Origin of the sequence: Cryobacterium sp. TMT1-66-1 (assembly GCF_004403435.1) — a bacterium.
Classification (GTDB): domain Bacteria; phylum Actinomycetota; class Actinomycetes; order Actinomycetales; family Microbacteriaceae; genus Cryobacterium; species Cryobacterium flavum.
On record NZ_SOGP01000011.1, the window covers coordinates 117,646 to 129,370 of the forward strand.

An 11,725-nucleotide genomic window follows, 5' to 3' on the forward strand; every position below is an offset into this window, starting at 1 on the left:
GCATGACTAGGGTTCGGTGCGAAGTCGATAACGGATTGGTCTTGGCGGCAAGCAATTCGCCAAAAGCGGATGCCTGCGGCCGCGCTGCGCCGCCGGGACCGGTATGACGCCTCGCGGTGTTGAAGAAGGTCGGGCCGCAGAGCACCTCTCGGCGCGAGGCCGCTCGAAGCGGCGAATAATGGAACCCGGGATTACTGCGGCCCGACCAGACTCCAGTGTATTCGAGCGGACCGGCCGGCGTCGAATGTTCGCCCGTGGCGCACAGGTTGCGCACGTCCGGGCCCACCTTATGAACACGGGCCCAGTTTATAGACTGGGCCCGTGGACGGGGCCTGGGCCCGACCACGGTGAGAAGGTGCGAGACCAGACTCGAACGGCAGCCCCTGCGCGAAGGGCTAGGCCCACCTACTCCAGGGAGTCGCGGCGCCAGAGGCGCGCGCAGGCGGCGAACTCGGCCGCTGTCGTGGAGAATCGCAGCGCTCGCGTGGTCAGCTCCGACGAGCGGTGCGGTTCGGTCAGCTCGAGATCGTCGGCGATGCTCGCGGCCCCGACGGCGGTGACCCGACAGTAGGCGGCCCCACGATCCAGCGCCACCGCGAAGTCGCCGGTGAACAGTCCGCGCAGAATTTCATCGGCGAGGATCATGATCTCGGCCGGGCCAGTGGGCACGGCGGCGCCCGCGACGAGCGGATCGATCGTGGCGGCGGCATCCGTTCCCCGTTGGTACAGGTACGCGCACCCCTCCGGATCCTGCCGAATCAGCATACGAATGAGATAGATGCGCCAGAGTGCGCCCGGCAGGCTGCGCGGCGTGGCCCGCGACCACAGCTCAGCGACAGCGTCGATTCCGTTTTCGTCGGTGTAGGCGACCAGGCGTTCGACAGTCTCCGGGTCGGGGTCGCTGCGCACCCGGTTGAGCAGCGCCTGCGCGGTCTCGTGCGCGACGCGGCTGATGGCCGCCGGATCGTCGCCGCCCTGGAATGCCTCGAATTTGATCCCCGCGAACAGGGTGGGCTTGTGAAAGTTGTCGGCCACGGCGGGTTCTCCTTCGGGTTCAGACGGCGGTTTTTTGCTGTCCCCCACGCTACCCAGAAAAGCTGGGCGCGAATCCACGGTAGATTAGAACCTACGGGCCTCTAGCTCAGTTGGTAGAGCAAAGGACTTTTAATCCTTGGGTCGTCGGTTCGAGCCCGACGGGGCCCACAATGATCGCGCACGTGGCGCGGCAAATGCGCACCGAATCCCCCGGATTCGGTGCGCATTTCTGTTAGAAGGGCGGAGCGCGCCGAGATTGCCGGTCAAGGTTCGCTCCTAGCGCCCCCTAGCGCCCCCTAGCGCCCGCGTGGCGAAGTCGGCGGCTTCAAGTAAGGCTGTTGCGGCATCTGGTCCGAGCCGCTGCTGAAGCGTTTGCTCCCAGGCGACGACAATCTGACGAATGCGCGCGAGTTTGTCACGGCCCCGGTCGGACACATGCACTGTGATTCGTCTGCGGTCGGTAACGGTCGGTAATCGAAAGGCACACGCCGTGTCTTCCAGTGCGTCGACCGTTCGGCTCAGGCTCGCGTTCGCCATACCCGACACCTCGGCTAACTCCCCCATCGTCGGCGAGTCGAGCCTTTCTAGTGTCTCCAAAATTCGCCACTGATCGGGCGTTGTACCCTCTTCCGAGAGCGCGTTTGTCAACCCAAGCGCTAAGCGCCGTTCGAGGTCGGACAGTGTCCAGACCAGCTCAGCCAGCGGGGCCGCAAATTCTGACCCAGGGCGATTACCGTGCGAGTCCTCCGCCATTTCACTCCTCAGCAGGTACATGTGATGGGGCTGGATATTTCCAGACGTGATAATGGACCAATGACGCCACCGGTCAGCTTATTACTCCCGAGCGAAGTTCTCCTGAGCGGCCCGTCTCCCCACGCACTGCGGCTGGGACTTCTCGCCCCGCTTTCGGGTTTACTCGGCGTGGCTGGCCCGGCCGTCATCAATTGCGCGATTCTGGCCGGGGAGGAGATCTCTCTAGCCACGGAGACGGTCTTAGAACTGGTCCTGGTCGACGCCGGCGGACTGCCCGAGACCGTCGCACGTGAGGTCGACCTCCTGGTCGGAGCTGGCCTGGTTGAAGGCCTGGTGGGAACCCACACGTCCAATGTTCGAGTGGCCGTGGCGGCGCGGGTGGCCGACAGGGTGCCCTACGTTTTCACTCCGCCGCACGAGTTCAGTCGGGACCGGGCAGGGAACGTCTTTCTCGGCAGCGACCCGAAAGACCATCTGCGCCAGCCGATCGCATGGTTGGCTCGGAATAGACGGATAACACGATGGGCGCTCATTGGAAGCGACTATGTCTGGCCGCGTCAAGTACACCGAGCGGCGACGACGGTGCTGCGGGAACTCGGGCAGCACATCGTGTTGGATCGACTTGTGCCGATGGGGCACGTCGATGCGGCTGAACTCGTGGCGGCAGCCAGACGGGCTCGCGCCGACGCGATCCTGGTCTCGTTGGTTGGCCGCGATGGCATCGAATTTCACCGCGGAGTTACCGAGTTGGATGCCGGCCAGTCCTTCGTGAGGCTATGCACCGCCCTCGACGAAAATTGTCTGGTCGCCGTCGGGGGCGACTCAAGCGGCGAACTCTATTCCGCCATGCCCACTTTCTTGCAGCAGGGTGATGATCGACACCTTCGGCTACTGGAATCCTACGTCGCACGCTTCGGGCTGACGGCGCCGCTTCCCGGTTCCTATGCCGAGGGGTGCTATGACGGTGTGCATCTGCTGGCCGCCCTGTGCATGAGTGGTTTGCTGGCAAGTAGCTCAGCTGCCAACGCGGCCGAACAGTTCTTTGCCGCAACTGCGGGCGTTCCTGGTGATCGTCCCGAGCTTGGATTCGACCTCACCCGCAGGCCAATGCGCTTGGCGCGTGCCAATGGCACCGATCTTGAGATTGTCGGCATGCCCAACGGGGTGTAGCCTGATGAAAATTTCCACTTGGAAACAATGACGTCTGTCGACGACGATTGGACCACGTATGAGCACCACGACCAAGTCTGGCGGCTTGGCCACTTCCGGTATTGAACAATTTGGCTACAAGCAGGAACTCAAAAGAACGCTGACTTTCAGCGACCTCATCATTTACGGCCTGATCTTCATGGTCCCTATCGCCCCATTCGCCATCTTCGGTGGCGTTTTTCACGATTCGGGCGGGATGCCGCCGATCGCATACATCATCGCGTTGGTCGCCATGATGTTCTCGGCCAATTCTTACTCGCAAATGGCCCAGGCCTTTCCGATGGCCGGTTCCGTCTACACCTACGCCGGTCGCGGGATCAACCGCCCGGTCGGCTTCATCGCCGGTTGGATGATTCTGCTCGACTACATTCTCATCCCGACCCTGCTGTACTTCGTCGCCGCCATCGCGATGAACGGAATCATCAGCCAGATTCCCATCTGGCTGTGGCTGATTCTCTTCGTCGCACTCAACACGTTTATCAACTACCTGGGTATCTACCTTGCGGCCGTGGTGATCCGTGTCATGTTGGTGCTCGAACTCTTGGTACTGGCCGTTTTCCTGATCGTCGGCATCGTCGCCGTCTCGCAGGGCAAGGGCCAGGGCTTCAGCTTCGATGCTTTCTACAATTCTGAAACGTTCTCCCTCCCCCTGCTGTTCGGCGCCGCGTCCATTGCCGTGTTGTCGTTTCTGGGCTTCGATGGAATCTCCACCCTGGCCGAAGAAAACAGCGGCAGCAGCAAATCGCTTGGTCGATCCATGATCGCCGCGCTCTGCCTGCTGGGTGTTTTGTTCATCGCACAAACCTGGGTCGCGTCCATGCTGGTGGAAGACCCTGCAGCCCTGATCGCCAATGGCGACCCCACGGGAGTGGCTTTCTATGAAGCGGCCGCAGTCGCCGGTGGTCCGTTCATGTATGTCCTGACTGCAGCATCGACCGCCATCGCCTGGGGTTTCGCCAATGCACTCGTCGCGCAGGCATCGACTTCCCGCCTGCTCTATGCGATGGCGCGCGACCGCCAGCTGCCCAAATTCCTCGCCAAAGTGAGCGAGAAACACAGCGTGCCGGTCAATGCGACATTTTTGGTCGCGGCCATCTCCCTCATCCTCGGACTGTTTCTGACAGTACTGCCGGATGGACTCGGTGCTATCGCGGCCCTGGTCAACTTTGGCGCGCTAACAGCATTCCTGCTGTTGAATGTGTCGGTCGTGTGGTGGTTCATCGTCAAGCAGAAGTCCCGGCGGTGGTTCGTACACCTGATTTTCCCGGTCCTGGGGTTCGTGGTTCTCGCCTTTGTGCTCTACAACGCCCGAGTGTCCGCCCAAATCCTCGGCGTGGCCTGGCTGATCATAGGAATTGTGGTCGCGGCCTTACTCTACAAAACGGGTCGCATGACCAATCCCGTCCCCGTGTCCACACCGAGCGAAACGCGGTAGCGACATGGCCATACACCAGCTCACTCCGCTCCCCGAACAGTACTCCTACGTGTTCGGGGGGCGCGCTCCCCTGCTGAGCGTGCACCCCGGCGACATCGTTGAAGTCAGCACGGAGGATTGCTTCGGCGGACGGGTGAAAACCCCCGAGGATTTTCCCAGTCAAATTGTGCCGTTCAACGAACTTAATCCGGTCTCCGGGCCGATCGAAGTGATCGGCGCGGAACCCGGTGACGTGCTGGCCGTACATTTCGTTTCAATCATCCCGGCGCGCCGGTACGCCATCTCCAGCACCTTCCCGCTCTTCGGCGCTCTCTCAGCGACGCACGAAACAGCGATGCTGCATGAGCCGCTCGAAGAGCGGGTGTGGTTTTACGACATCGATCTGGATGCCTGGACGGCCACTTTTCGCGCCAAGAACTCGGACTACACGCTCGCGCTCCCACTCGATCCGATGCACGGAACCGTGGGTGTTGCTCCAGCGGGAGGCGAGGTTCGGTTGGTGGTGACGCCCTCCACCCACGGTGGCAATATGGATACCCCTGAAGCGAGAGCCGGAACAACGCTCTACCTTCCGGTCAACGTCGCCGGGGCGATGCTGTCCCTCGGAGATGGTCACGCGCGCCAGGGAGAGGGCGAGGTGTGTGGCACCGGACTTGAGTCGGCCATGAACTCGGTCATCGCCCTGGACCTCATCAAGGGCGGCGCTTCGGCGTGGCCCCGACTCGAGAACGACGAGTTCATCATGAGTACCGGGTCAGCTCGACCCTTGGAAGACGCCTTCCGGATCAGCCAGAAAGACCTTGTGAACTGGGCATCCGATCTCACCGGTCTCGACACTCTCGATGCGTATCAACTGGTCAGCCAGATGGGACTCGCTCCGGCCGCCAACGTGTGCGATCCCAATTACACGATGTTGGCAAAACTGCCCAAGTGGACTTTGAAGGATACGCAGGCCTACGGCGGAGTTCACGGTCGTTTGCGCACTGCGGCCGTGGAATACCTGGCAGCACGATAGCGCCGCCGTTGTCCCGCAGGTTCGGGTGCCCAGACCTGAGCCTGTGTGGCGGTGACGGCCCCTGCAGCGCTGTCGGGCGACGGGCCGGCCACGCCCTATCAGGCGAACCTAGGCGGTAGGCCGGCATTTAGAGCGCGTAGCGGTGACGGATATGGTGGCGATCGCCGCTCGCCTGCCAGAACTCGATCTCGGTGGGAAGCAGGGCGTAGAGCTGCCAGTCGGGGTTGGACCGTCCGTCGGCGCCGGGGCGTTCCTCCCAGTCCAGAGCGGATGCCTCAGCCGACAACAGAGACACCGCGCCGACCACTCGCACCTGCCTCCCGAGGGCCGCCCAATAGAAGTTCATGGCCGCACGCGGGTTGGCGGTGAGCTCGCGCCCCTTGCGCGATGTCCGGGTGCTGGCGAAGTGCCAGGCCCCGAAGTCGACGCCCGCGTTCGTGCCCGAGGAAGCCGGCTCGAGGTTTTTCAGAATGAGCATGCGCGACGACACCTCGCCGGTTGCAGTGGACGTCGCGAGGCTGAAGGCGTGCGGCTGGGGCACGCCGGCGGCCAGCGACTGCTCGAGCCATTTGAGAAAGAGGTCGACCGGCGAGGTCGGCGCCGTGGCCGGATCGAAGGCGGGCAGGTCCGCCGGAAAATCGGGCAGGGCCCGTAGGCGTCGACGCAGGGAATCACTCACGCGGCGAGCCTACCCGTATTGCCCCGAGAGATGGCCTGCTTGCTACCCCTTCCGCGGCCCTACCCGCAGCTCCCGCTGCACCAGCAGCGCGAGCTCCCGCAGCAGCACCTGGTCGACGTCGGCGGCCGAGCGGGGTTGCGAGTCAAACACGCACAGGGTGCCGATGCGCTCCCCTGAGGGCGACTCAATGGGAAAACCAGCGTAGAAGCGAATGAGCGGATCACCCTGCACGAGCGGGTTGTCGCTGAACCGGGCGTCACTGCGGGCATCCTCGATAATGAGCGGCCCGTCGCCGTCAATGGTGATCGCGCAGAACGAGCCGGAGCGGGGCAATTCCGGCGCGTCCAGCCCCACTCGGGCTTTGTGCCACTGTCGGTCGTGATCAATGATGCTGATCAGGGCAGATTCGGTGTCGAAGAGGCGTTGGGCGAGTACGACCAGCCGGTCGAATCGGGCCTCCGGCGGGGTGTCGACAATGGCGAGAGCGTCGACGGCCGCCTGGCGCGCGCGTTCCTGGCCGGCGGCATCCGATTGGGGTGTCGAAGGGTGGTCGGTGATGCCGACCCGTGCTGAATCCAAGTTGTCGGACATGGCCTCAGCCAGGAGCACGGCCCAGCGGCGATAGTCGTCGGGGGTGCGGTGCCGGTCTGGAGAGAGCGTCGCCGTGGGCGAGAACGGCACGAACGTGGTGCGCGGCGCGTCGGCGGCGAGCCGCTCGCTCACGGCATTGAGGTCGGTGGCTGACCAATCCGCGATGAGGGCGAGTGGGCCCTTGAAGATCTCAATGCTGCGAATGGGCGGAATTCCGAGCACGAAGATGGTCGTGCTGCGTGAAGTCTCACGTTCCAGCACCGCGAGCAGGGCCGCCAAACGGTCGCGCCATTCGGTAACGCTGGTGAGATCGAGCGCTTCATTGACGCCGAGTGTGACGACGACGGCGTCGAAGCGGCCGAGCCGGGTGTCGGCCAGGGTGGTGAGCGCGTTCACGGCGGTCATGGTACGGCTGGACAGAAGGTCGATGTCCACGCCGCGGCCGGTACGGGTCGATAGTTCGCGGGCCAGCCAGCCGGGCAGGGCGAGCTGGTGGCTGAGCACACCCCACCCAACGGCCGGTCCGCCGCCAAGAATGAGCACCCGGTCGCTGTCGATTCCAGCGGCGTGGGCCTGCGGTGCGTCGCTCGGTCGGGGCAAGTGGCGGTCTTGGCGCTCGGCTGACGCCGTCCACACTCGTATCAGGGGGCGGAGCGCCCACCGGGTGAGGTCGTGCATTGGAGCCTTTCGTTCTGACCAGTCTCCCCCGCATCAGGGTCGAAAGCGATTCAAAACAGCGCGGCCACCGCGTGCGCGAGCGTGAAAATGGCCAGACCAGCGAGGGCGCCGACCACGGTTCCGTTGATGCGGATGAATTGCAGGTCGCGGCCCACCTGCAATTCGATCTTCGCGGCCGTCTCTTCGGCGGGCCAGCGCTCCACGGTTTCGGTGATCACTCCGGCGATCTCGTGCCGGTAGTTGGCGACGACGTAACTGGCTGTGTCGGCGAGCCAGCGGTCGATGCGGGAGCCGAGGGCGCCATCCGTTGTGAGTCTCTCGCCGACGTCGCTCAGCGTCGAGCGGATGCCGACCCGCAGCGCGCTCGTCGGGTCGCTCAATGCCTCGATGAGCGACGCTTTGACGGCCTCCCAGGTGTCGCCGGCGAACTCCCGCAGCTTGGCATTGTCGAGAATCTCGTCCTTGAGATTTTCGACTTTGGCGATCATGGCTGATTCATATTGCAGGTCGTGCATGACCTCGCTGAGGTACTCGTCGAGGGCTTTGCGCACCGGATGCCTGCGGTCGTTTCGCGCGGACGCCACAAACGCAAGCACCTCCCGGTAGGCCTTGTCGTCGACGAGTTTGTCGACGAAGCCGGGCAGCCACGTCGGCAGCCGCTGCGACACCACGCGCCCGAACGCCTCGGGGTGGGCGCGCAACCAGCCGTCGGCGCGGTCGAGCAGCAGGTCGACGGCCGCGTGCTGCTGCCCGCTCGTGACGAGGCGCTCCCCCACCTTTCCCAGGCTCGGGCCCCACTCGGGCTTCACCAAGTGTTCGCGCGCGACGGATTCAATGAGGTTCTTGATGGCGTCGTCCCCGAGCAGGTTGAGCAGGCCCTGGCCGGCGACGGCGAGCTCGTCGGTGAGGCGTTCGGCGTTGGATGTAGTGGTGAGCCAGGCGCCGAGGCGGCGGGACGGCTGCATGGATTCGAGCTTGCCGCGAATGACGGTTTCGGAAAGAAAATTGGTCTCAACGAATTCGCCGAGACTCGCACCGATCTCGTCTTTGCGGTTGGCGATGATGTTGGTGTGCGGGATTTTTAGCCCCAGCGGGTAGCGAAACAGGGCGGTCACGGCGAACCAGTCCGCGATCGCGCCGACCATGCCACCCTCGGCGGCGGCGCGTACGTATTCGAGCCAGGGGTAGCTCTCCTGCAGGGCGAACGACACCGTGAAGATGACGGCCATGAGGGCGAGCAGCCCGGCCGCGAGGCGCTTCATGCTTCTCAGGGCGGTACGGCGTGCCTGGTCGTTCGGAGATTCTGCGGGGGACGCGGTTTCTGTTGTCGAGCCCGAGGTCGGGTCGGGGGCGACTTGTTCGTTGCCCGGGGTTCTGCTCTGCGCCATGGCTCAAGCCTGCCCGATTGCGGGGCTGCGCGGGTGCACATTTGGGCGCGGCGTGTTCGAGGCCGTGCCCGAGGTGTTCGTGCGTGGGTGTGGCGGCATCCGCTTTCAACAGTGACGACGTGATGTTCGCGCAGCTGATGATTCCGCACCACGAACAGGCCGTTGAGATGAGCGATGACCTGCTCGCCAAAGACGGCGTCGACCAGGACGTCGTCGATCTGGCGACACAGATCAAGGCCGCGCAGGCGCCCGAGATCGAAACGATGCAGGGCTGGCTCAGCGACTGGGATGCCACCGAGGACGGCATGACCGGGATGGACCACGGCACCGGCGGCATGATGAGCGACGACGACATGATGGAGCTGCAGGACGCCTCGGGAGCGGATGCCGGAGCGCTCTACCTGACCCAGATGATCATGCACCACGAGGGCGCGATCGCGATGGCCGGGGCCGAGCTGAACGATGGGGAGAACGCCGACGCGCTCGCCCTGGCCGAGGCGATCGTGAGCTCGCAGACCGGCGAGATCGCCGTGATGAACGACCTGCTCGCCGCACGCTAGTGACCCGCTGTTCGCTGTCGCCGGTCCTATAACCTGCGACAGTGAACAGAACAGATGCGTGAATTCACCAACGGGTATACCCTTGGGGGGTATACATCACCGCTTTGAGCACTGAGGAATGAAATGACCCGGCCTGATTTGAAGCACAACGCACCCGCAACGCAAGGCGGTACGGACCACGCAGAGATGAAACACTCAGGGATGGACCACGGCGCCATGAACCACGCCGGCCACAGCGACCATGTCGGGCAGTTCCGGCGCCTGTTCTGGACCATGCTCATCATCGCGGTGCCCGTCGTGGGGTTCAGCCACATGTTCTCTATGCTGGCCGGCTATGCCCTGCCCGATTTCGTGGGGATCATGTGGATCTCTCCCGTGCTCGGCACCGTCATGTACGTCTGGGGCGGCCGCCCCTTCCTCACCGGCGCGGTCAGCGAGCTGAAGGCCCGTAAACCCGGCATGATGCTGCTGATCGCGCTCGCGATCACGGTCGCGTTCCTCGCCTCCTGGGGCGCGAGTCTCGGCCTCATCGACGGCGAGCTCGACTTCTGGTGGGAACTGGCCCTGCTGATTGTGATCATGCTGCTCGGCCACTGGATCGAAATGCGGTCGCTGGCGCAGACATCCACTGCCCTGGAATCGCTCGCCGCCCTGCTGCCCGATGAGGCCGAGCTGGTCGACGGCGACGAGATCGTCTTGATCTCGCCGAGCGATCTGGTGCTCGGTGACCTCGTCGTGGTGCGTCCGGGCGGGCGGGTGCCGGCCGACGGCCAAGTCACCGAGGGAACGGCCGACGTCGACGAATCGATGATCACCGGCGAATCGCGGCCGGTTCAGCGCTCGGTCGGCGACCAGGTCGTGGCCGGCACGGTCGCGACCGATTCCGCCCTGCGCGTGCGGGTCACGGCGGTCGGCGACGACACGGCGCTGGCCGGAATCCAGCGCCTGGTCAGCGAGGCGCAGAACTCGTCGTCGAGGGCGCAGCGCATCGCCGATCGCGCGGCTGGCTGGCTGTTCTGGTTCGCGCTCGGCGCCGGCGTGCTCACCGCCATCGTCTGGACCGCGCTCGGCCAGCCGCAGGATGCCGTCGTGCGCACCATCACCGTGCTCGTCATCGCCTGCCCGCACGCGCTCGGGCTGGCGATTCCGCTCGTGGTGTCGATCGCGACCGAACGCGCCGCGAAGGGCGGCGTGCTGATCAAGGATCGCCTGGCCCTCGAGAGCATGCGCCAGGTCACGTCGGTGCTGTTCGACAAGACCGGTACGCTCACCAAGGGCGAGCCCACGGTCAGTCACGTTGCTGTTGCCGACCAGGTCGCGAGCAGCGAAGCGGATGCCACGGCTCAGGCCGCGCAGACTGACGCAGGTTCGGCTGGCCCGGGTTCGGTCGAGGCGGGCACGTCGGCCCGGGGTTCTGCTTCGGGTTCGGATTCAGCCGCCACTTCACGATCGGTCTCGACACCGATCACCGCCGACGACGTTCTCGCGTGGGCGGCGGCCGTGGAGGGTGACAGCGAGCATCCGCTTGCCCGTGCTATCGTCACGGCGGCGCGAAACCGCGAGCTGACCGTGCCGCGCGCGACCGAGTTTCACACTGCCGCGGCGGTCGGGGTGACCGGTCTGGTCGACGGGCACAGCGTGAGCGTCGGCGGTCCGAGCATGCTCGACGAGCACGGGGCCCGGCCGCTGCCTGAGACCGTGGTCTGGCAGCGTCAGGGCGCGATCATTCTGCACGTGCTGCGCGATGGCGTGGTCGTGGGCGCGATCGGTCTGGCCGACGAGATTCGCGAGGAGTCGCGGCAGGCCGTGGACGCGCTGCACCGGCTGGATATCGAGGTGGTGATGATCACCGGCGACGCCGAAGCGGTCGCCCAGTCCGTGGCCGCCGAGCTCGGCATCGACCGGGTGTTCGCGGGGGTGCATCCGGAAGACAAGGCGCGCAAGGTAGCCGAGCTGCAACACGAGGGCCGCCGCGTGGCCATGGTCGGCGACGGGGTGAACGATGCCCCAGCGCTCGCGCAGGCCGATGTCGGCATCGCGATCGGCGCCGGAACCGACGTGGCGATCGCATCGGCCGGCGTCATTCTCGCGAGCGACGACCCGCGTTCGGTGCTCTCGGTGATCGAGTTGTCGCGGGCGAGCTACCGCAAGATGAAGCAGAACCTGTGGTGGGCGGCCGGCTACAACCTGCTGTCGGTTCCGCTCGCTGCCGGGGTGCTCGCGCCGATCGGGTTCGTGCTGCCGATGGAGATCGGGGCGCTGCTCATGTCGGTGTCGACCGTGGTCGTGGCGCTGAACGCCCAGTTGCTGCGCCGTCTCGACCTCAGGCCGGGGGCGAGTGTGCAGGCGCGGTAGCGCCGCGCTGACGCATCCGCTCACCGG

10 protein-coding genes and 1 tRNA gene are annotated in these 11,725 nt (G+C 64.9%); 6 read left to right on the forward strand and 5 right to left on the reverse strand.

What is annotated here, in order from left to right; all coding sequences use genetic code 11:
* Window positions 1-405: 405 nt before the first annotated feature.
* Window positions 406-1,035: a DNA-directed RNA polymerase subunit beta gene (locus tag E3T29_RS09670; RefSeq protein ID WP_092339233.1), complete on the reverse strand. Its 630-nt coding sequence runs from the start codon at window positions 1,033-1,035 to the stop codon at window positions 406-408.
* Window positions 1,036-1,130: 95 nt separating this feature from the next.
* On the opposite strand from E3T29_RS09670, the gene E3T29_RS09675 reads away from it, so the two are divergent.
* Window positions 1,131-1,203 (forward strand) — tRNA-Lys (locus tag E3T29_RS09675).
* A 108-nt stretch (window positions 1,204-1,311) separates the two neighbouring features.
* On the opposite strand, the gene E3T29_RS20695 is transcribed toward E3T29_RS09675, so the two are convergent.
* On the reverse strand, window positions 1,312-1,809 hold the full coding sequence (locus E3T29_RS20695) for a MarR family winged helix-turn-helix transcriptional regulator (protein ID WP_134345256.1): 498 nt from the start codon (window positions 1,807-1,809) through the stop codon (window positions 1,312-1,314).
* A 39-nt stretch (window positions 1,810-1,848) separates the two neighbouring features.
* Between E3T29_RS20695 and E3T29_RS09685 the strand changes: the two genes are divergently transcribed.
* Genes E3T29_RS09685 through E3T29_RS09695 form a run of 3 tightly spaced genes read left to right on the forward strand, consistent with a single transcriptional unit; the run spans window position 1,849 to window position 5,447 of the window.
* Entirely contained in the window at window positions 1,849-2,958 is a 1,110-nt protein-coding gene (locus E3T29_RS09685; protein WP_166792375.1) for an ABC transporter substrate-binding protein, read from the forward strand.
* Between the two features lie 58 nt (window positions 2,959-3,016).
* Entirely contained in the window at window positions 3,017-4,432 is a 1,416-nt protein-coding gene (locus tag E3T29_RS09690) for an APC family permease (protein WP_134345258.1), read from the forward strand.
* Between the two features lie 4 nt (window positions 4,433-4,436).
* Entirely contained in the window at window positions 4,437-5,447 is a 1,011-nt protein-coding gene (locus E3T29_RS09695; RefSeq protein ID WP_134345259.1) for an acetamidase/formamidase family protein, read from the forward strand.
* Window positions 5,448-5,574: 127 nt separating this feature from the next.
* Here E3T29_RS09695 and E3T29_RS09700 read toward each other — a convergent pair whose 3' ends face one another.
* The 3 genes from E3T29_RS09700 to E3T29_RS09710 are packed head-to-tail and all read right to left on the reverse strand — an operon-like array spanning window position 5,575 to window position 8,783.
* On the reverse strand, window positions 5,575-6,126 hold the full coding sequence (locus E3T29_RS09700) for a pyridoxal 5'-phosphate synthase (RefSeq protein WP_134345260.1): 552 nt from the start codon (window positions 6,124-6,126) through the stop codon (window positions 5,575-5,577).
* A 42-nt stretch (window positions 6,127-6,168) separates the two neighbouring features.
* The gene (locus E3T29_RS09705) at window positions 6,169-7,395 is read right to left on the reverse strand and encodes a GAF domain-containing protein (RefSeq protein WP_134345261.1); all 1,227 of its coding nucleotides are present in this window, start codon (window positions 7,393-7,395) and stop codon (window positions 6,169-6,171) included.
* 50 nt (window positions 7,396-7,445) lie between these two features.
* The gene (locus E3T29_RS09710) at window positions 7,446-8,783 is read right to left on the reverse strand and encodes a DUF445 domain-containing protein (protein ID WP_134345262.1); all 1,338 of its coding nucleotides are present in this window, start codon (window positions 8,781-8,783) and stop codon (window positions 7,446-7,448) included.
* A gap of 83 nt (window positions 8,784-8,866) precedes the next feature.
* Between E3T29_RS09710 and E3T29_RS09715 the strand changes: the two genes are divergently transcribed.
* Together E3T29_RS09715 and E3T29_RS09720 are read left to right on the forward strand one after the other, a co-directional pair.
* Window positions 8,867-9,343, forward strand: coding sequence for a DUF305 domain-containing protein (locus E3T29_RS09715; protein ID WP_241987747.1), 477 nt, complete (start codon window positions 8,867-8,869; stop codon window positions 9,341-9,343).
* A 186-nt stretch (window positions 9,344-9,529) separates the two neighbouring features.
* Window positions 9,530-11,698 (forward strand): HAD-IC family P-type ATPase, encoded by a 2,169-nt coding sequence (locus E3T29_RS09720; RefSeq protein ID WP_241987748.1) that lies wholly within the window; start codon window positions 9,530-9,532, stop codon window positions 11,696-11,698.
* Window positions 11,699-11,725: the final 27 nt, after the last annotated feature.